The organism is Chryseobacterium sp. WG14, from assembly GCF_024586945.1.
In the GTDB taxonomy this organism is placed as follows: Bacteria; Bacteroidota; Bacteroidia; order Flavobacteriales; family Weeksellaceae; genus Chryseobacterium.
Window position 1 is genome coordinate 1 of sequence record NZ_JALCZD010000013.1, and the last position, 21,336, is coordinate 21,336.

Below are 21,336 nucleotides of genomic sequence, written 5' to 3' on the forward strand. Positions count from 1 at the left end.
CGATAAAAACAATACCGAAACCAAATATTCAGGATGGGTATTGGTGAAAAATAAAGAATAAATTTTATTCATAACCTCATGTAAATCACCCCGGACCGGGGTGATTTTTTTTATCAACATAATGAACCGCCTGTTTACAGTATATTCCTGACAACTGATCATAATTTGTTGAATACTATTTTTTAATTATTTTCTAAATAAGCTATCTTTGCACCATGGCGCAGAAAGAAACATTATCATCCTTAACACACGGAAACTTTGCAAAAGAGCTGTCTATTGCGGATGGAAAAATGCCACCCAATGCAGTGGATTTCGAAAGACTCGTTATCGGAACTTTTTTAATTGACAAAAAAGGATTGGATCATTCCATTGATCTCCTTACTCCCGAAGTTTTTTATGACCCGAGACATCAGGTCATCTTTTCCGCGATCTTAAAGCTCTATGAGGGTAACCATCCTGTAGACTTAATGACGATTATCCAGGATTTAAAAAAAATGGATAAGCTTAGCCAGGCAGGAGGAGACCATTATATTATAGATCTGACGATGGGTGTGAGCTCATCGGCTCATATTGAATACCATGTTCGTGTCATTCTTGAAAAATATATTTTAAGAAGTCTGATTAATGTTTCTGCTAATGTGATTGATTCCTCATACAAGGAATCCACTGATGTTTTTGAGCTTTTAGACAAAGCGGAACAATCATTTTTTGAGATCACCAACGGAACGATAAAAAAAGGATTCGACACTGCCAACTCATTAGTAAAACAAGCTATTGATACCATTAAATCATTAAAAGATAAGGAAGGACTTTCCGGAGTTCCGTCTGGTTTTAGAGATATTGATAAAGAAACCGGGGGATGGCAGAATTCCGATCTTATCATCATTGCTGCACGTCCCGCAATGGGTAAAACAGCATTCCTTCTTTCTATGGCAAGAAATATTGCAGTAGGCCACAAGATCCCAATGGCCCTTTTCTCTCTCGAGATGGCCTCGGTACAGCTTATCACCAGGATGATTGCTTCCGAGACTAAAATTTCATCTGAAAAACTGAGAAAAGGAACTCTTGATGATGAAGAATGGCAAAGGCTGTTTTCTAATGTTTCCGAATTGGAAAATGCACCTCTATATATTGATGAAACTCCATCATTATCAATCTTTGACTTCCGTGCCAAATGTCGAAGACTGGTAATGCAACACGGGGTGAGGCTGATCATGGTCGATTACCTTCAGCTGATGACAGCCGGAAGCAGTGGAAAGGGTGTTGGAAACCGTGAGCAGGAAATCTCTATGATATCCCGTTCACTAAAGGCTATTGCAAAAGAATTAAATGTTCCCGTTATTGCACTTTCTCAGCTTTCCAGAAGTGTGGAAGCCCGCCCGGGAAAAAGACCTCAGCTTTCTGACCTGAGGGAATCCGGAGCTATTGAGCAGGATGCGGATATTGTATCTTTTATCTTCAGACCTGAGTATTATAAAATTACGGTTTGGGATAATGATGATGAAGGACAGGAGACTTCTACAGAAAATCAGGCTGAGCTGATTATTGCCAAGCACAGAAATGGTGCTACGGCTGATGTCCGATTATCTTTCCTGAAGCATTTTGCGAAATTTGGTGATATTGAAGCAGCATTTGATGGTGCCGGCGGAGGATATCCTTCCAATTTTGGTTCTCCTGACCCAAGTGGCTTCGACAAAATCAAAACAACCATCCAGCCTGGCGCAGCATTTGATTTGCCGGATAGTTCAAAACTTTCAGGATCGTCAATGAATGATTTTGATGACGATGATGATTTTCCGTTTTAAAACCAGAGCTTAGCTTTAGAAAGCAAATCAATTTAAAAAGATCAATTTGAAAATCGAAATTTATACGGACGGAGCCTGCAGTGGAAATCCCGGTAAAGGAGGATATGGCATTCTTATGCGTGTTCCTGAAAAAAATTATCAGAAAACTTTCTCCATGGGCTTCCGAAAGACGACCAACAACAGAATGGAACTTCTGGCAGTGATTACAGCGCTGGAAAAGTTAAAGTCTGCAGAAAACGACATCCATGTTTATACAGACAGTAAATATGTAGCGGATGCTATCAATCAAAACTGGATTTCAGGATGGATAAAAAGAGGATGGAAAAATGTAAAAAACCCTGATCTTTGGAAAAAATTCATTGATCTTTATAACAAGCATCAACCCAAAATGCATTGGATAAAAGGACATGCGGGACATTTTGAAAATGAACTTTGCGATAAGCTGGCCGTTGCGGCTGCAGCTTCCCAAAATCTGGAAATTGACACCTATTTTGAGGGGCTGGAAAGCAATTCCCTATTTTGATCCAATCAATATAAATTTAAATACCCGCTAAAAACATTCATTATTAACTATAAATATGTATCATATTTTGAATAAAAACTATAAATTTTAGTAAAATTAACATTAAATACATATTATTCAGTTGGGATTTAATATCTTTACCTATTAATCAAAAGTCCCACTTAAATGAATAAAAATTTATTTTTTTTCCTTATCCTTCTACTAGTTTGTTTACCGGGAAAATCTTTCGCCCAAACTTATCAACTTACCGGAAATCCCGTTAATACTACAGGATGGACCATGGTTTCTCCTACTCAGGTAAATGGTGATTTTATTCAGCTCACACCTGATACCAACAACCAATCCGGATCCATCCGGCTGAATGATCCCATTAACTTAAAATACTGTGACAAATGGAGGGTAGAATTCGATTTCAGAATGGATTCTAACCAGACTTCAAATGGAGACGGTCTTGCTTTTTGGTATCTGGCCAATCCACCGGTTGCAAGTGTACTGGGGTCCGGTCTTGGGGTTTCCCAAAATGCAGTTGGCTTTATTGCAGGGTTTGACACCTATAACAATACAACTACCGCTACCATGAGTAAGGTTCATGTTGCGTACGGCCAGGTTATCAATACAACCGACACCAACAACGTAGAGTTTTTTAATGTTCCGGGAAGTTCTTTTCACTCACCGGATATGAATACCACACTCCCTTTTCAAGGCACCGCCTTTAAGCACGTTGAAGTAAGTGCGCAGGTAGATCCGGCCGCTCCTACCAACTGGATTGTCACTATAACCATTGACGGCACCTTAATCTGCAATCAGTCTTTCGCTCCTTCGGGTACTGCCGCGGCAATGACGGTAGGCTATTTTGGATTTTCAGCTTCTACAGGAGGGGCAAGATCAAGACATTCCATTAAAAATGTAAAAATCTACACGGATAAAGTTCCTATTCTGCAGAACACGGCAACTCAGTCTTTTTGTCCTAATCCAACTACAGGATATGGAAATGTAAATTTAACAACATTCAATTCTCAGTTCGTCAGCAATCCCGCTAACTACACTTTCACCTATTATCCCCTTGGCAGCTCTACTCCAATTGCCACTCCCGCCAATTATGAATTCAATGCCAACACCACTGTTACCGTTGTCATCAAGGATAATGCAGGAATATTGTGCGATAATCCCGATGCCCGGATTTTACTGGTTCTGGCTCCTTTTAAAGCAGAAGATAAAACACTTACGGCATGCAACAATAATAAAGCCGGCACTGCAGTTTTTAATCTAACTACAGCTAATGTAACGGGTGTTCCAGGTGCTGTAAAAAAATATTATAAGACATTAAATGACCTGAACGCCGATATCAATGAAATTGCTTATCCTGATAATTATTTATCGGCTCCCGGAACCGTATTTGTAAAGGTAACAACTCCACAGGGATGTGTAGGTACAGCAAAAATAACTCTGACATTCTATCCTGAAACAGAAGTAAAAGAAGCAAGCCTCCGGTCATGTTTTATTGAAAATAATATTACAAATGCCCAGTTTGACCTTACATCAGCTGATGTCACTCCGTTAACAACGGCAAGCAAGAAATATTACACTACTTTAAACAATGCACTAGACGGAACCAACGAGATTGTAAACATCCTTCAATATATCTCACCAAACACTACTGTTTACGTAAAAGTAACGGATGCAAATGGGTGTTTTGCCATCACTAAAATCAACCTCATCGTACTGCCACCTGTCACATCTGCTGTTTTAAAAGATAAAATAATCTGTATAGACAGTAAAACAGACTTAGATGCCGGGCCAGGCTTTGATGGATATCAATGGAGCACCGGAGCAACAACCCAATCTATAAAAGATGTGACCGCAGGACTTTACTGGGTACTTCTGAAAACAGGAAACTGTATTACCAAACAGATTGTAAAAGTAATTCCTTCTGCAAATCCTGTTATTTCAACGATTGACATCAATAATAACAGCATTGCTGTAAATGTATCGGGAGGAAATCCACCCTATCAATATTCTCTAGATGGCACTACATGGCAGGATTCAAACACTTTCACAGGGCTTCCACGAGGTGAAGTAAAAGTTTTTGTAAAAGATTTCTACAATTGTACTCCTGTCGAAGTACAGATCACAGTTCCGAATCTGATCAACGCCATTACTCCCAATGGAGACAACATCAATGATGTTATTGATTATTCTGCACTGGCTTATAAGAGAAACTTAGTTTTCATTGTTTATGACCGATACGGAAACAAACTCTATGAAGCCAGCAAAATAAGAAACTTCAAATGGGATGGTACTGCTTCCGGGAAAAAAATTCTTACAGGAACTTACTGGTATACTATTTCCTGGAATGAAAATAATAAAAACAATACTGAAACCAAATACTCAGGATGGGTATTGGTAAAAAACAGAGAATAAATTTTAAAAACTATCCTTTTTAAAGGGATAGTTTTTTACATGAAAAAAGCACCCTTCCACTTTACAATCACTAATAATTACAACCAAAAGATTATGAAAAAAGATATACTTGTTTTTTTATTTATTTTCATATTTTGCTTACCCGGCACAATATATTCCCAAACCTATCAGCTTGTAGGAAATCCGGTTAATACAGCCGGCTGGAATCTTGTTTCAGATGCTACTGTAAGTACGGATTTTATAAGACTTACAACTGACCAAACAAGTAGATTTGGCGCTATAACCTTGGCAGATCCCATTACGCTAAGCTACTGTGACAAGTGGAAAGTAGAATTTGATTTCAGAATTGACGGAAACGGAACAACACAGTTTGGAAGAGGTGACGGATTCACATTCTGGTATCTTGCCAACCCACCCACAGGTTTTGTATCAGGAGGAGGGTTAGGAATTCCAGCCAATGCATCAGGACTGATGGTAGGATTTGATATTTTCAACAATACTACCGAGGGTCAGATGAGCAAAGTACACCTCTTATATGGAACCAACAATACAGCAGGCAACAATATAGAATTTAACAATACTGCCGGAAGCACCTTTCATTCACCTGACCTTAACGCTACCCAACCTTTCGTGGGTGACACCTATAAACACGTTGAAGTGAATGGAGAAACAGATCTTACCAACCCAACCAACTGGATCATCAAAATAAAAATAGACGGAGTTCTTATTGTTGACCAGTCTTTTGCTCCTTCCGGTGCAGCAGCGGGAATGTCGCAGGGCTATTTTGGATTTTCCGCGGCAACAGGAGGAGCCAGTGCCAGACATTCTATTAAAAACGCAAAGGTATTCGTAGACAAAGTGCCTATATTAAGCAACACGATCACCCCATTTGTATGCACCAACCCGGCAACAGGAAATGGTGTTGTGGACCTTACTTCTTATAATTCTCAATTTGTCAATAATCCCGGAAATTATATTTTCACGTATTATGTTTTAGGAAGTCCAACATCTATTGCCAATCCTGCCAGCTTTCAGTATTCAGGAAATACAACCATTAAGGTAATCGTTAAAGACCCTACTTCCACTCTCTGTGACAACGGAGATGGAATTATACAGCTTAATCCGACACCATTTGCCGCAGATAATGCCAATCTTACAGAATGTAATAACAACAATGCAGGTACGGCTACCTTTGACCTTACTTCAGCAACGGTAACTTCTATCCCCGGAGTCATTAAAGAGTTTTACCCTACCCTGTTTGATATGAACGCAGGAACTAATCAAATAACTAATCCTACAGCCTATGCTTCTGCAGCAGCAACTATCTATGTAAAAGTGACGACTCCCCAGGGATGTGTAAGCTCTTCCAAGATCACATTGAACATTCACCCGGTAGTTGTTGTTAGTGATACTGATATAAGGTCCTGCTTTATAGAAAGCAATCCGTCAATGGCTTCATTTAACCTTACCGGAGCTGTAGTGACCACTCAAAATGGAACAACAAAAAAATATTATCCTTCATTAACTGATGCTATCAATGAAACCAATGAGATTACCAATGCATCTACTTACATAGCCCCTACCGGTGTTGTGTATGTAAAAGTTTCGAACTCAAACGGATGTTATGCAATAGCTAAAATTAACATAACTGTTATACCACCAACCTTTTCTACTATTTTAGAAGACAAGATTATCTGTATAGAAACCAAAACGACTTTAGATGCAGGGCCAGGGTTTAAAAGTTATGAATGGAGCACTGGCGCCACTACACAGGCTATCAATAATGTAGGAGTAGGTATGTACTGGGTAAAATTAAAGACCGGAGACTGTATTGTCACACAAACTGTAAAAGTATACGCTTCGGAAAACCCGGTAGTAACGAGTATTGATGTATCAGGAAGAACTGTCACAGTATACGTTAACGGAGGAACGCCTCCCTACCAATATTCTATGGATAATATTAACTGGCAGGATTCCAACGTATTTACCAATATTGCCAGAGGTGAGGCTAAAGTTTATGTAAAAGACAGCTATAACTGTACACCTATTGAAATCACCATTACTGTTCCTAATCTCATTAATGTAATTACCCCTAACGATGATGGCGTCAATGATTTCGTAGACTATTCTGCATTATCAGGCAAACGAAATCTCGAAATATCAGTATTTGACCGGTATGGTTATAAAATATTCCAGGCCGATCAATCTAACGGATATAAATGGAATGGAACCATCCATGGAAGCAAAAAAGTTCCTACAGGAAACTACTGGTATTCTGTAACATGGAATGAAAACAACCAGAAAAATACACCGATACAATTCTCCGGCTGGATCATGGTAAAAAACAGAGATTAAAAATAACTGACCTATATTAAAAAAATCACTCCCGATAAAGGAGTGATTTTTAGCATTATTTAAGAGGATATATTTCATTTTAAACCCATTTTATTCATATTCAATTCTTAAATTTGCCTTATGAATTATTTGGAAGCTTTGAGCAGAAGATATTCTGTAAAAAAATTTAATCATCAGGTGATTCCTCAGGAAACACTTTATAACATTCTTGAATCGGGAAAACTTTCTGCCAGCTCACTGGGACTTCAACCCTATAAAATTTTAGTTGTTGAAAGTGAAGCTATGAAAAAGAAACTGATTCCGGCTTTCTATAATCCATCACAAATCTCTACCTGTTCTCACCTTATTGTAATCATTTCAAAAAAAACAATTGATGAGAGCTATATCCGGGGGTATTTCAATCATATTTCTGAGGTAAGGGAAACTTCTCTCGAGAAGCTTGAGCCATTCAAAAACAGTATTAACCAGCATATTGTACAGAAAACACAGGATGAAATTTTCAACTGGGCAGAGAAACAGTCTTATATAGTACTGGCCAACTTAATGTATGCAGCGGCTATAGAAAATATTGACTCTTGTCCAATGGAAGGTTTCCGACAGGACATCATAGAAGAAATTCTCAACATAAATCCAGAAACAGAAAAAGTAACCGTTACTCTCGCTTTAGGCTACCGTTCTGAAGAAGATTACTTCCAACACATGAAAAAAGTAAGAAAACCAAACGAAAAATTGTTTAAATTTATGTAATATTTAAACGATTGTACCTAAAGCAAGCATATGATAAAAGCGGATGTATTAGTAATTGGTTCCGGCATTTCCGGACTTTCCTATGCCATTAAAGTTTCCGAACAGCTCCCTGATGCCAAGATTATTATCGTAACAAAATCTGATGAAGATGAAAGCAATACCAAATATGCTCAAGGCGGACTTGCTGTAGTTACAGATTTTCAGAATGATAATTTTGAGAAGCATATTGATGACACCATGAGGGCCGGAGATGGAGAAAACAAACGGGATGTGGTAGAAATGGTAGTCAGGGAAGCTCCTGCAAGATTCAATGAAATTGTAGAGTGGGGAGCCCAATTCGACATGAAAAATGGCAAATTTGCTTTGGGAAGAGAGGGAGGTCACACCGAAAACAGAATTGTCCATCATAAAGATATCACCGGATTTGAAATTGAAAGGGCCTTATTGGAAACCGCCAATAACAGTCCTAATATTGAAATTTTAGATCACCACTATGTCATTGATATCATCACTCAGCATCATGTTCCCGGAAAAGAACTGAACGAAGGAGATATCCATTGCTATGGGGCCTATATTCTGGATGAAAATTCCAAAACGATTAAAAAAATCACTTCTAAAATAACATTGGTAGCCACCGGAGGTGCCGGACATGTTTATAAAAACACAACCAATCCCAAGATTGCAACAGGAGATGGAATTGCTTTCGTGGCCCGTGCGAAGGGGAAGGTTTCCAATATGCAGTACTATCAATTTCACCCTACAGCTTTATACAGCAAGATTGACGGAATGCTATTCCTTATTTCTGAAGCCGTAAGAGGTGATGGTGCCAAATTAAGAACAAAAAGAGGCGAAAAGTTCATGCAGAAATATGATGAACGTGAAGAACTTGCCTCAAGAGATATCGTTGCCAGAGCCATTGACAACGAAATGAAAATTTCAGGGGACGAATATGCAGGTCTTGACTGTCATGAGATGAACCAGGAAAGATTTCTGGAACATTTCCCGAATATTTACAAAAAATGTAAAGATGAAGGAATAGATCCGTTCACTCAATTGATACCCGTAGTTCCTGCCTGCCATTATCTGATGGGAGGAATTGAAGTAGACAGAGACGGGCAGTCTTCTATTAAAAATCTTTTTGCCGTAGGGGAATGTACCAATTCCGGATTACACGGAGCCAACAGGCTGGCTTCCAATTCCTTACTTGAAGGGCTTGTTTTCGGACACAATGCTGCGATGAAAACAATGGCATTGCTGAACGAAAACAATTTCAATTTTGACGATCTGAAGGCTGTTCCTGAATGGAATGAGGAAGGAATGAAAATCATGGATGAAATGGTGATCATCAGCTACCTTAGAAAACAGCTTCAGGAAATGATGAGTGACCTGGTAGGAATTGTGAGAAGCAACAGACGTCTGAATATGGCATTGCAGAAGCATCAGGAAATTGCAGCAGCTGTAGATGAGATTTACCACTACTCCATTCTTTCTCCCCAACTCTCAGAACTAAGAAATTTAACTACCGTGGCCCATCTTATCATTACCCAGTCTATGGAAATGACAGAAAATAAGGGCGCATTTTACAATAAAGATTTAGCTTAAAAAAGCATACATAATGAAAAAACCAAGTTACGTTACCGATAAAGCATTAAAGACATTTATAAAGAATGCGCTGGAAGAAGATATCCAGGATGGTGATCATTCCACTCTGTCCACAATTCCCCAAGATCTGAAACAAAGTGCTAAACTTCTGGTAAAACAAGACTGCATCTTAGCAGGTGTGGAGCTGGCTGAGTTTATTTTCAAAACTTTTGATAAAGATTTAAAAGTTGAAATCTTCCTTAAAGATGGAGATGCTGCAAAAGTGGGAGACATCGCCCTTATTGTAACTGGAAGCGCCAGGTCTATTCTCTCTACTGAAAGGCTGATCCTTAACTGTATGCAAAGAATGAGCGGCATTGCCACCCTTACCCATGATTGGGACTCAAGATTGGTAGGTACGAAAACTAAACTTCTGGATACCAGAAAGACCACTCCCAATTTCAGAATATGTGAAAAATGGGCTGTAGCTATTGGAGGCGGAACCAATCACAGATATGGGCTCTATGACATGATTATGCTTAAAGACAATCATATTGATTATAACGGAAGCATTACCAATGCTGTAAAGATGGCAAAGGATTATATTAAAAAGACTAAGAAAAAATTAAAAATTGAGGTGGAGACCAGAAACCTTAAAGAAGTTCAGGAAGCCATCAAAGCAAAAGTGGATAGAATCATGCTTGATAATATGAATGTGGAGATGATGAAGCAGGCAGTGGAAATGATCAATGGATCATGTGAATCGGAAGCTTCCGGTGGAATTACCCGCGATATGTTAAAAGAAATTGCCTCTACAGGAGTTACTTTTATCTCTGCCGGAGCCCTTACACACTCGGCTGAAAATATTGATCTGAGTCTCAAAGCTGTGAAATAGCGTTGTATTTTTAACAAAAACAACCCTACTTTGTTAAAAATACAATAACATGACTTTTTTCATACAAAAATTCAATTTTTATTTATAATATTGAGAATCAAGTACTTGATATTATTAAGATTGATTAAAAATTAACATTGAGTTAATAATGGTTAAATTTTATTTTGCGAATTTTGCAGAAAATTAAATCTAACTATTACTAACGATTATGAAATTAATCAACAAATCGATACTAACTGCGGTTATTACTTTATCTACAGCTAGTGTTTATTACGCTCAACAAGTTCAGGATACGGTGCAAGCCAAGTCAAAAGACATTGATGAGGTAATCCTAAGAGGTGTTACGGATATCGCCAAAGATAGAAAAACACCCGTTGCTGCATCTACAATCAAAGCAGCGCAGCTGGTAGAAAGATTAGGAAATCAGGAATTACCTGAGATTTTGAATACGACTCCATCTGTTTATGCTACTAAATCCGGAGGTGGTTTTGGTGATGGAGGTCTTACCATTAGAGGTTTCGAATCAAGAAACATTGCAGTAATGGTAAACGGTATGCCGGTTAACGACATGGAAGGTGGGTCTGTTTATTTCTCTAACTGGACTGGTTTAGCTGATGTAACAAGTACATTACAGGTTCAAAGAGGTCTTGGTTCATCTAAATTAGCAATTGCTTCTGTAGGAGGTACAGTAAACTTCCTTACCCGTTCAGCGGATATGAAGAAAGGAGGAGCAATAAGATTAGGAGTTGGTAACAATGATTATTTAAAGACTTCTTTTGCTTATAACACCGGAAAATCCGAAAACGGAGTTTCTGCATCATTCTTAATGAGCAGACAAGCAGGAGGTACTTATATCCAAAATACAGATTATGAATCCTATGCTTACTTTTTAGCACTAGGATATGAAATCAATCCAAAACATAACTTACAGTTTACGATCACTTCTGCTCCTCAATGGCACGATCAAAGAACATTTGCTCCAACAATTCAAAATTATATCAACTACAATCCTGAATATGATGGAACAAGTCCTTACAGAAAATATAACTCTGACTTCGGATACTACACAGATGCTGCAGGTAACAAAGTTGCTCTAGCCAACAGAGCCAACTATTACTCTAAGCCGGTAATGATGTTGAACTGGGACTGGACAATGAACGAAAAATCTAAGTTAAGTACTGTTTTATATATGTCAAATGGTAGAGGTGGTGGAACTGGTGACCTAGGGAAACTTGGAACTAAAACCATCAATGATGTGAGCTTTACTGACAACTCAGGACACATTAACTATGATGCTATTTTTGCAGCTAACGCAGCAGTTAATTTAAATACAGCAGGTGCAGGAAGTACGATCGTTCGTAGATCAAGCATTAACTCTCACAACTGGTACGGTATCCTGGCAAACTTCCAGCATAAAATCAATGACAACTGGAACTTCTCAGTAGGTACAGATGACAGATATTACTATGGTTACCACTATCAGGTTCTTACTGACCTTTACGGAGCTGCAGGATATAAAGATAATGCTAACAAAAATCTAGCACCTAGAATTGTAAGCAATGTATATGATTACAAAAAACTTGCATGGAATCCTTTCGGAGGTAAAATGGCCCCAGCTGAAGATCAGGTAGGATATAGCAATGACGGAGAGGTTCTTTGGTATAGTGGATTTGCACAGGTAGAATATACTAAAGATAAATTATCTACATTCTTACAAGGTTCCGTTTCTAACCAGGCTTATCAAAGAATTGATAATTATGTAGTAGACGGAAGTACGTTAAAAGGGCAAACAGTTAATACTAAAACAGGATTCAAAAACCTTTTTGGATATAACATCAAAGCGGGTGCTAACTATAACATTAATGAACAGCATAACGTTTTTGCAAACATTGGTTATTATAGCAAACAGCCTTTCCTTAACACAGTTTATCCAAGTAACCAACAACTTATCAACCCAACTTTAACTAACGAGAAGATTTCTTCTGCTGAAATTGGTTATGGATTCAGATCTGCAAAATTCAGTGCAAACGTTAACGTGTACAGAACACAATGGAAAGACAGATGGTTAAGAAAAACCAGCCAAACATTTACATTGCCTGACAATACAACAACAACAGGTTATTCTGAAATCAACGGTATTACTGAAGTTCACCAGGGAGTAGAATTTGACGGAGTTTACAAACCAACTACATTCTTGGAATTCCAGGGGATGTTCTCATGGGGAGATTACTATTACAAAGGAAATGCTAGCGTAGCATCATTTGATGATAACAACAATCCACTTACTTTAGCTGGAGCTTCAGGAAATACATTATATCTTGATAAAGTAAAAGTTGGTGGAACAAGTAACAACAGTATCCCTCAGATGACCGCATCATTGGGTGTAACTGTAAAACCGGTAAAAGATCTTAATATCTTCGGAACTTGGAGATATGTAGGTAAACTATATTCTACTGTAGATGCTGGAACATTTACCAATGTTTCTGCACAGGAAAGAGGTGTATTACAGTTACCTGACTTCAATTTATTTGATGTAGGATTCTCTTATAAAATTAGATTAAGAGACCAGGCTCAGTATTTTACTATTGGAGCTAACGTTTACAACCTATTTGACAAAGTTTATATCTCTGATTCTGCAACAAGTGTATTTTCTGATGACAAGCCAAGATTTTTAGCTGATGGAAAAACACCTAACTCTAAAAATCAGACTTACGAACAATTAGGTATGATGTACAATGGTATTGCAACTGGTAACCGTGCTTACTTCGGTTTCGGAACTACTTGGGCAGCAACATTATCATTCAATTTCTAATAAATCATAATATTAGATTTTATAAATATGAATCCCGGCTTTGAGCCGGGATTTTTGTTATCTTTGTGTACAAAAAAATAGGATTATGGATTTTTACAAGATTTTTCTTAGTGCACACAAAGGATTTGGATACTTAGAACTCCTTTTAGTTGCATTATTTATCATTGCACTTTTAGCTACTATGTTCGGGTTCAGTGGAAAAGTGAATAAGTTTTTAAAGAAAACAACTTTATTCACCATGATTTTCTTTCACGTTCAGTTTTTAATAGGAATATGCTTGTTATTCATATTTTCTCCAGGTTTCAAAGCAGCCTTAGATGCAGGAACCTTAATGAAGGATGCCTACAGCAGACAAACATTTGTTGAGCACCCTTTTTCTATGCTTATTGCGGCTGTATTGATGACCATTATCAATAAAAAGGTAAAATCCAATGATACTATTTCTTTAGGAATCGTAATTATGGGATTGATTGCCGCAGGTTTATTTGCATTTGCCTTCCCTTGGACAAGAGTTTTTGGGGCATAAAATACAATAAGGAAATTATGCATTATGCGTTATAATTTATAAATAGTTTAATCTTTAAATTTTTAATTAAATCAATGAAAGTAGCTGTAGTAGGTTCAACAGGAATGGTTGGACAAGTTATGCTTAAAGTTTTGGAGGAGAGAAACTTCCCTGTAACAGAATTAATTCCGGTAGCATCCGAAAGATCTGTAGGCAAGAAGGTGAAGTATAAACAGAAGGAATTTACAATTGTAAGCATGAAGGACGCTATAGCTGCCAAACCGGATATTGCGATCTTCTCTGCCGGAGGTTCTACGTCTCTTGAATTTGCTCCTTTATTTGCAGAAGCAGGAATAACAGTCATTGACAATTCTTCTGCATGGAGAATGGATCCTGATAAAAAACTGGTGGTTCCTGAGATCAATGCTGATGTTTTGACAAAGGAGGACAAGATTATTGCCAATCCAAACTGTTCTACCATTCAGTTGGTAATGGTTCTTGGACCATTGAACAAAAAATATGATTTAAAAAGAGTAATTGTTTCTACGTATCAATCCGTAACAGGAACAGGTAAAGCAGCGGTTGACCAGTTAAATGGTGAGATCAGCGGTGATGATTCTGTTGCTAAAGTATATCCTTACCAGATCTTCAAAAATGCATTGCCACACTGTGATGTATTTGCGGAAGATGATTATACTAAGGAGGAAATTAAATTGATGAAAGAGCCTAAGAAAATTTTAGGGGATGACACATTTAATTTAACGGCAACAGCCGTAAGAGTTCCTGTTCAGGGAGGGCACTCAGAAAGTGTAAATATTGAATTTGAAAACGAATTCGAGCTGGATGAAGTAAGAAAAATCTTATCTGAGACTCCGGGAGTAGTCGTAATGGATGATGTAAAAAACAACCACTATCCAATGCCTCTGTATTCGGAAGGGAAGGACGAAGTCTTCGTCGGAAGGATAAGACGGGATCTCTCACAGCCGAAAACGCTTAACCTCTGGATTGTAGCAGACAACCTGAGGAAAGGAGCGGCAACCAACGCCGTGCAAATCGCAGAATACCTAGTAGCAAACAACTTAGTATAAACTAACAAAATAAAAAAGAGTCTCAAATTGAGATTCTTTTTTTTATCAAACTCCATATGAATACCCAGAAAAACACTCACAAAGAAAAAATAGGATTCCAAAAGATCATTGCTGCCTTTGGGGTTATCCTTTTTGTCGGAAAAATTATTGCCTGGAAACTTACCAATTCTGATGCTGTATTTTCTGATGCCATGGAAAGTGTAGTCAATGTCATCAGTGCATTTATGGGCCTCTACTCTCTTCATCTTGCTGCAAAACCTAAAGATGAAGACCACCCATATGGCCATGGGAAAGTAGAATTTGTAACGTCCGGAATAGAAGGTGCCCTAATTGCCATTGCAGGAATTATGATCATCTATGAAGGAATTAACAGTCTTATTGTAGGTAAAACCCTGAGCAAAATTGATCTGGGAATATGGATCATTGCCGCAACAGCTATTGTTAATTATCTTTTGGGGTATATTTCGATAAAAAAGGGAAAGAGGGAAAATTCCCTGGTACTCATTTCTTCAGGAAAACATCTTCAGTCTGATACCATTACCACACTGGGAGTTGTTGTCAGTTTAGTGATTGTTTATTTTACAAAAATCTATTGGCTGGATTCTGTAGTAGCCTTAATTTTTGGTCTTTATATTATTGTTGTAGGATATAAGATTGTCCGCAAGTCTTTAAGCGGTATTATGGATGAACAAGATCCTGAAATATTAAACCAGATCATTAGGATCCTTGAAGAGCACAGAAGGACAGAATGGATTGATGTACACAACATGAAAATCCAGCAATTTGGCGCTTCTCTTCATATTGATGCCCATATTACCCTTCCCTGGTATTACAGCCTTCGCGATGCTCACAATGAGATGGAAAAAGTAATCCTCCTCTTGGCAAAACATATGAAACGGAGCATAGAATTTAATTTTCATATGGATGACTGTAAACCGATCTCATGTCCGGTATGCCAGATTAAAGATTGCCCTGTTCGTGAAAAAGATTTCGTAAAACGTGTGGAATGGACCCCTGAAAATGTAACCAGTGTAGATAAGCATACCGCAGAATAGAAATAAATAGGCGAACCCCTTACTCTATTTCTCAGTCTAGTTTATTCATGTGCTTTCTGTAATAAAATATAGGAACCACTAATAGTATAATCAACGGTTGGATCACAAACCGTCTCATATAAAAGGAAAAAAGATATCCTATTTCAAATTTGTTATGGATACAGTATAGATATACAGGAAAAGTAATAATGAAAACAATACTCATTAAAACAGCGCCCTGCAATGTCCATTGTCTGTTTTCAAATAACCCCTGAACAATCAGGCATGAAAAAAGAAGATTTAAAATAAACCTGAACAGGTAGCCTACAATTAATTTCCCCCATTCAAATTCCGGGAACTCAATATTTTTATTGGCTTCGTGAAAATACGCAAGAAAAGGATCATAAAACAGGCTGTCCTCAAGCACTCTTATTCCTATAAGACCGCCAATACCGAGTATAACCAGAAACCAGTTAAGAATTTTCATTTTTTAAAGCAAAGAATTTAATCCAGATTAACCAAAGCACCACAACACTCCCATAAATTATAGCCGGAAAAATAAAATCATGGAACATCTTACCATACTCCGGATAGTCTGACATGACAATATTCAATCCTACTATTCTCAGGAGATTCATGATATAGAGTAAAACCAATCCTACTCCCACAAAAACAAAGGTTTTCGCTCCTTTATAAAAAGCAAAAACAAAAGACATAAATAGAATGATTACCGAAACAGCATTACAGCCCTCCACCATTCTGGTTACGTACTGCCCTTTTACATAAAACCAAACCTGCTCATTCTTTACATCATCATAAAGAGCCGTTTCATAACCCCCTTTATTTTGAAGATAGCTGACCTGGTTTCCGATCATTCGTGAAAAAGAATCCAGCCCATGATCTTCCTCACTGTTCAGATAAAACTGATAGGCAAGAAGCAGTACCAGATAAACGATGATGAATCGCAGCAAAATACCCAAAACCGGCTTGAAATCTTTTAACATAACTACAAAGATAAAAATTAGGCTGTAATAACCTGAACACTAATGAAAAAAGTTAAGATGGGAAGCCGTAATAATCTCTTGTTTCCAACTCATGTTAAATTAGTATATTTGTTTTTATATTATGACTTCTGAAAACGCAAAACAATTTTTTGAAAACCATTGTGGTAAAAAATCTTCCGAATTCGTCACATTAGCTCAAAGTGGCTCTGCCAGGGTGAATTTTCTGGCTACAACAGACCTTGAAAAATACATTATCACTTATAATGAAAACATTCCCGAAAACGAAAGTTTCCTTTACTATTCCAGTGTTTTCTCTGAACTAAACCTTAATACCCCAAAGATTTTGGCGGTTTCAGAGGATAGAAAAATGTATATACAGGAGTTTTTGGGGGAGCAGACCCTTTCGGAGGTGATTACAAAAGAGCAGCTATCGCCTGATGTAAAATACCTTGTAAAACAGACTTTGAAACAGCTGTTCAGACTGCAGATTCAAACCCAGGGAAGAATTGATTTTACAAAAACTTTTGAATATGAAAATTATGATGAACTCCCTGTTATTCATGATTTATACTATTTTAAAAACTTTGTAGCAGATATTTTAGAGCTGGAGTACAACAAATCTACCCTGCTTAAGGAATTCAAGCAAATTGCCCTTCTTATAGAAAATCTGGAGCCTAAAGGAATAATGATCCGTGATTTTCAGGCCAGAAATATTATGGTGAATAAGAAAAATGAAGTTTCATTCATTGATTATCAGTCTGCCATGAAAGGTCCTTTGATGTATGATGTCATCTCCTTTCTTTATCAGGCAAAAGCTGATTTTCCGGAAGATTTCAAAAATGAAATGCTAGCGTATTATATTCAGCAGTTTGAAGATCCGGAGGCAAGGACTCAGCTACACAATGCTGTGAAACCTATCCAGATGATGCGGTTTTTACAGGTTTTGGGAGCGTATGGATTCCGGGGACTAATCCAAAGGAAACAGCATTTTATGGCAAGCCTGGAAAAAGGAATCCAAAATATCACTCAGCTTGCTGATGCCTGGGAGGGTATGAAAAATTATCCTGAACTTAAAAAGGTTATTCAACACTTATCCCATGAAAAATCAAAAATAAAAATTAAGGAAATTTTAAATTTAAACCATTAAGAATGTTTTTTTGATGGATCAAAATCTTACCTTATCTTAAAAACTTTAAATACCTTAATGGTAAAAAAATAAAAAAGAAGAAAAATGCTACACATAGACATACACAGCTTTTCGTATAAAAAAGGAGGAATTCCAAAAGACAGCTCAGGAAACGGAGGTGGTTTCGCCTTTGACTGCAGAGGAATTTTAAATCCCGGAAGAATTGAGGAATATAAAATACAGACCGGAAATGATATCGGAGTTCAGGAATACCTGGAAACAAAGACAGAAATGCCTAAGTTTTTAGAATTGGTAAAATCCATCATCTCCATTAATATCGAGGACTATCTGGCTAGAGGGTTTGAAAATCTTCAGATCAATTTCGGGTGTACCGGAGGACAGCACAGATCAGTATACTGTGCAATTAAAATTGCTGAATTCATCAAGGAGAAATATCCTGAAGGGACAGAAATAAGCCTTCATCATGATGAACAACATCAACTGAACATTGGTAATCAGTAATCAGCATAAGGAATACCCTTATTACTCATTCCCTATTTTCGATTACTCATTAACTCATTACTCTTACTATTATGAAGGCTCTTATTTTCGCAGCAGGAAAAGGCACAAGGCTTAAACCGTTTACAGACCATCATCCGAAAGCTTTGGCCAAAGTGAATGGTATTCCTCTTTTGGAAAGAAATATCAAATATTTAAAAAGTTTTGGAATACAGGATTTTGTAATCAACATTCATCATTTTGGAGATCAGATTGTTGATTTTTTACATAAAAACAATAACTTCGGCTGTAAGATAGAAATCTCTGACGAGACCAATGAACTTCTGGAAACCGGAGGCGGCTTAATTTTTGCAAGAAAATTTCTTGATCATGGTGAAGATTTTTTAATCATGAACGCTGATATATTAACCAATATAAACATCAATACATTGGTAGAATATCATAAAAAGATAAAAGATTTTGCTACTTTAGCAGTTTCGGACCGTGAAAGTTCGAGAAAACTCCTTTTCAACGATGAGATGGTTTTACGAGGCTGGCTGAATGTACAAACAGGAGAGCAGAGACTTGCAGAATTCAATAAAGGATTTAAAGCTCTTGCCTTCAGTGGTGTTCACTGCATCAACCCTCTTATCTTTGAAAAAATAAAAAGAACAGGCAAATTCTCTGTTATGGAAGAATATCTGGATCTGATGCTTACCGAACATATTCACGGTTTTGTACATGACAGTATTCTCGTAGATGTCGGAAGACCGGAATCTGTAATAGAAGCCGAAAAACATTTTAAATAATTTTTTGCACATGGAAATTGAGGGAACCAGGGATGAAAGTTTAGTAAATCCAGAGCTCGACATTAACGAAACAAAATTGCTTAACAGTTTCAGGCAAAAAACCTGGGACGAAACAATCGCTAAGGACAGCTGGATGGTTTTCAAGGTCATGGCTGAGTTTGTAGACGGCTATGAAAAACTGGCCAGGATAGGCCCATGTGTTTCGATATTTGGTTCTGCCCGGCTGAAACCGGAAAGCCCATACTACGAAATGGCTGTAGAAATTGCTGAAAAGATCACCAAATTAGGATTCGGAATTATTACCGGAGGAGGCCCTGGAATCATGGAAGCAGGAAATAAAGGAGCTTTCAATGCTAAAGGGAAATCCATAGGACTTAATATTGATCTTCCTTTTGAACAACATTTCAATCCTTACATCAATAAATCCTATTCCATGAATTTTGATTACTTTTTCGTGAGAAAAGTAATGTTTGTAAAATATTCTCAGGGCTTCGTGGTTATGCCGGGAGGTTTTGGTACTTTGGATGAGCTTACAGAAGCAATGACACTGATTCAAACCAATAAAATAGGGAAATTTCCCATTGTTCTGGTAGGAAGTGAATTCTGGGGCGGATTGCTGGATTGGTTCAAAGCAACCTTACTGAAAGAAGGGATGATTGCCGAAGATGATCTGGATCTTTACCGGGTGGTAGACACTGCAGATGAGGCCGTAGCGCATATTAAAGCATTTTATGATAAATATTCTGTAAATGTTAATTTTTAATTGGCATATTATTTGTGACTTATAAATAGCAAGTATGATTGTAAATCTATTAATTAAGATGAAAAAACTTTTATATATATCAGGAATTTTAACATTTTTTGTGTTAATGAGTTTTATGTATGTAGACTTTTTCTCTTCAATGACCAAGGTGGATTATATTGATGGAAGCAAAACATTGAAGTTTACCACAAAAATGAATACAAGCCATATCTCTGACGCTATTAAAATAAATCCTAACACAGCAGGATTTGAAGCTGAAGTTAAAAAATATGTGAATAACAATTTTGATGTATTTGTCAATGGTGCTCCCAAAACAATAACCTTCACCGGAAGCCAGGTAAGCGGAGAAACTGTATGGGTGTATTTTGAAACCGCAGGAGTTTCAGATATCAACACCTTAAAAATTAAAAACACGATCCTTTTAAGCTCCTTTCCGAAGCAAATCAACCTGGTGAACATCGCCTATAAAGGCAGCCAGAAAACAATGAACTTCCAGAGAGGAAAAGAAGTGAACGAGGTTTCTTTTTAAAAAGAATTAAATTTAACCAGTATAAGTACCCTAAAAGTTAAACTTTCAGGGTATTTTTTTATAATAAAAATCACCAATAAGGGATTAATACGTAAAAATACTGACTGCAAATTCCGCACTTATACGCTAACACACGTCTTTTTAACGTCCTACATTTGTCATGTAATTACAATGTTGAAGCCGACATCACATAAAAAACGGGGCGGAATCTGAAAAGCCAACGAGTAGGAAAAACAATCATTAAAAAACAAATCACATGGACACATCACAATTAGCATCAAGCAGGGAAATAGACATTATGGTCGTAATAGACACTGATTATGTAAAAGAATACATGAAATTAAATAACCTTACCCCTTGTACAGATGACAGCACTAAAGCGGTACCTATTGATCATGCAGGAAAGTATATGATCGTTCCCACTGCCAACGTTGCCGGTGGGCAGGCAACAGGAGACTTAAACTTCACCGCAAGAGCCGGAGATACTGTATGTTTCAGAGGCTGTTCGATATATCAGAACTCAGATGATGCTATTATTATCTACAATGTTCAAAACTATGCCGGAGTGGATGTATTTAATGGCAATACTATTCAATATGAGGGCGTAGAAAGAAAGCAAGCTGCAATACCTGATCATACAAAAGCCGATGGCCTTCCTGCTTTATCTGCCAATATTCTTTTTCAAAGCCTGGATGCAAGGGTAGGCAGCACCGGACAGGGAAGCTATTATATTTATTTTGCTTTATATACTTTAAATCCAGAAAACAGTGATAAACAAAATCTTTATAGTTACTGTCGTTGGGACCCTACAATTACGGTTAAGTAGTACCTATTATTTTAT

At 37.4% G+C, this 21,336-nt stretch carries 19 protein-coding genes; 17 read left to right on the top strand and 2 right to left on the bottom strand.

Features of this window, described 5'->3' with window-relative positions; genetic code table 11:
• The first annotated feature begins 215 nt into the window (after positions 1–215).
• From dnaB to MP478_RS18595, 11 genes are all read left to right on the top strand, one after another.
• Positions 216–1,805 carry a replicative DNA helicase gene (dnaB, locus tag MP478_RS18545; RefSeq protein WP_257201287.1) on the top strand — a complete coding sequence of 530 codons (1,590 nt, stop codon included), beginning with the start codon at positions 216–218 and terminating at the stop codon, positions 1,803–1,805.
• Between the two features lie 46 nt (positions 1,806–1,851).
• A complete protein-coding gene (gene rnhA / locus MP478_RS18550) occupies positions 1,852–2,328 on the top strand; it encodes a ribonuclease HI (RefSeq protein ID WP_257190358.1) in 477 nt (158 codons plus the stop codon).
• Between the two features lie 165 nt (positions 2,329–2,493).
• Entirely contained in the window at positions 2,494–4,749 is a 2,256-nt protein-coding gene (locus tag MP478_RS18555; RefSeq protein WP_257201288.1) for a T9SS type B sorting domain-containing protein, read from the top strand.
• A gap of 93 nt (positions 4,750–4,842) precedes the next feature.
• The gene (locus MP478_RS18560; RefSeq protein WP_257201289.1) at positions 4,843–7,104 is read left to right on the top strand and encodes a T9SS type B sorting domain-containing protein; all 2,262 of its coding nucleotides are present in this window, start codon (positions 4,843–4,845) and stop codon (positions 7,102–7,104) included.
• 120 nt (positions 7,105–7,224) lie between these two features.
• Complete coding sequence (locus tag MP478_RS18565; RefSeq protein WP_257201290.1) at positions 7,225–7,851, top strand: NAD(P)H-dependent oxidoreductase; 627 nt, start codon at positions 7,225–7,227, stop codon at positions 7,849–7,851.
• A gap of 30 nt (positions 7,852–7,881) precedes the next feature.
• On the top strand, positions 7,882–9,453 hold the full coding sequence (gene nadB / locus MP478_RS18570) for an L-aspartate oxidase (protein ID WP_257201291.1): 1,572 nt from the start codon (positions 7,882–7,884) through the stop codon (positions 9,451–9,453).
• A gap of 13 nt (positions 9,454–9,466) precedes the next feature.
• Positions 9,467–10,327: a carboxylating nicotinate-nucleotide diphosphorylase gene (gene nadC, locus MP478_RS18575; protein ID WP_230033810.1), complete on the top strand. Its 861-nt coding sequence runs from the start codon at positions 9,467–9,469 to the stop codon at positions 10,325–10,327.
• A 208-nt stretch (positions 10,328–10,535) separates the two neighbouring features.
• Positions 10,536–13,139: a TonB-dependent receptor gene (locus MP478_RS18580; RefSeq protein WP_257190353.1), complete on the top strand. Its 2,604-nt coding sequence runs from the start codon at positions 10,536–10,538 to the stop codon at positions 13,137–13,139.
• 85 nt (positions 13,140–13,224) lie between these two features.
• On the top strand, positions 13,225–13,665 hold the full coding sequence (locus tag MP478_RS18585; RefSeq protein ID WP_230033799.1) for a hypothetical protein: 441 nt from the start codon (positions 13,225–13,227) through the stop codon (positions 13,663–13,665).
• A 74-nt stretch (positions 13,666–13,739) separates the two neighbouring features.
• Complete coding sequence (locus tag MP478_RS18590; RefSeq protein ID WP_115916649.1) at positions 13,740–14,732, top strand: aspartate-semialdehyde dehydrogenase; 993 nt, start codon at positions 13,740–13,742, stop codon at positions 14,730–14,732.
• Between the two features lie 56 nt (positions 14,733–14,788).
• Positions 14,789–15,787 carry a cation diffusion facilitator family transporter gene (locus MP478_RS18595; RefSeq protein WP_257201292.1) on the top strand — a complete coding sequence of 333 codons (999 nt, stop codon included), beginning with the start codon at positions 14,789–14,791 and terminating at the stop codon, positions 15,785–15,787.
• A 31-nt stretch (positions 15,788–15,818) separates the two neighbouring features.
• Here the strand turns inward: MP478_RS18595 and MP478_RS18600 are convergent, their stop codons facing one another.
• Both MP478_RS18600 and xrtF read right to left on the bottom strand, forming a co-directional pair.
• Positions 15,819–16,253: an exosortase F system-associated protein gene (locus tag MP478_RS18600; RefSeq protein WP_257201293.1), complete on the bottom strand. Its 435-nt coding sequence runs from the start codon at positions 16,251–16,253 to the stop codon at positions 15,819–15,821.
• Positions 16,240–16,770, bottom strand: a complete 531-nt coding sequence (xrtF, locus tag MP478_RS18605; protein WP_257201294.1) for an exosortase family protein XrtF — start codon at positions 16,768–16,770, stop codon at positions 16,240–16,242. Before xrtF ends, MP478_RS18600 begins: the two co-directional genes overlap by 14 nt.
• A 121-nt stretch (positions 16,771–16,891) precedes the next feature.
• Between xrtF and MP478_RS18610 the strand changes: the two genes are divergently transcribed.
• The 6 genes from MP478_RS18610 to MP478_RS18635 all read left to right on the top strand — a co-directional run bounded on the left by MP478_RS18610 (position 16,892) and on the right by MP478_RS18635 (position 21,321).
• Positions 16,892–17,917, top strand: coding sequence for an aminoglycoside phosphotransferase family protein (locus MP478_RS18610; RefSeq protein WP_257201295.1), 1,026 nt, complete (start codon positions 16,892–16,894; stop codon positions 17,915–17,917).
• 84 nt (positions 17,918–18,001) lie between these two features.
• The gene (locus tag MP478_RS18615; protein ID WP_257190349.1) at positions 18,002–18,418 is read left to right on the top strand and encodes an RNase adapter RapZ; all 417 of its coding nucleotides are present in this window, start codon (positions 18,002–18,004) and stop codon (positions 18,416–18,418) included.
• Between the two features lie 71 nt (positions 18,419–18,489).
• Positions 18,490–19,203 carry a nucleotidyltransferase family protein gene (locus MP478_RS18620; RefSeq protein ID WP_047484835.1) on the top strand — a complete coding sequence of 238 codons (714 nt, stop codon included), beginning with the start codon at positions 18,490–18,492 and terminating at the stop codon, positions 19,201–19,203.
• A 10-nt stretch (positions 19,204–19,213) separates the two neighbouring features.
• Entirely contained in the window at positions 19,214–19,966 is a 753-nt protein-coding gene (locus tag MP478_RS18625) for a TIGR00730 family Rossman fold protein (protein ID WP_230033778.1), read from the top strand.
• A gap of 58 nt (positions 19,967–20,024) precedes the next feature.
• Positions 20,025–20,495, top strand: a complete 471-nt coding sequence (locus MP478_RS18630) for a DUF6702 family protein (protein ID WP_257190348.1) — start codon at positions 20,025–20,027, stop codon at positions 20,493–20,495.
• Between the two features lie 256 nt (positions 20,496–20,751).
• Complete coding sequence (locus MP478_RS18635) at positions 20,752–21,321, top strand: inclusion body family protein (RefSeq protein ID WP_257201296.1); 570 nt, start codon at positions 20,752–20,754, stop codon at positions 21,319–21,321.
• Positions 21,322–21,336: the final 15 nt, after the last annotated feature.